We start from the raw sequence: 369 nt of genomic DNA on the forward strand, positions 1-369 counted from the left end.
GTAACGCATCGGGATAAAATTCTCGATGCCTTCACGGTCTAAAAAATTTTTCAAGGCAAGCTCGCGACTGTAGGTGACGCGAAGAGCATACCAATAGTTGTTATCTGTTGAATCGTTCACAAAAGGATATTCTTTGGGGACACCGGAGTACTGAAATACCTCCCGGTCAAATGATGTAATGCAAATATAAATATGAGAGCATCCATGTTATTTCAAAAATATCCCCTATCGCAGTAGGATCGTTTTGAAGTATTTACTTATAAGTGATATCCCATTTTTGTACAAAGCACAAGGGGTTCAGCACTTAACAAGCTATAAACGAGCGATATATAAGTAAAAAGTGTTTCAAAAAACGTTCGTTTAATGGCA

1 pseudogene is annotated in these 369 nt (G+C 37.7%); it reads right to left on the reverse strand.

Annotation, left to right across the window (positions count from 1 at the left end):
• Positions 1–120: pseudogene (locus QVP90_RS00450) on the reverse strand (transcriptional regulator); the annotation flags it as partial.
• Positions 121–369: the final 249 nt, after the last annotated feature.

The sequence above is a fragment of the Bacteroides sp. CAG:189 genome, assembly GCF_000432295.1.
In the GTDB taxonomy this organism is placed as follows: domain Bacteria; phylum Bacteroidota; class Bacteroidia; order Bacteroidales; family Bacteroidaceae; genus Bacteroides; species Bacteroides salyersiae.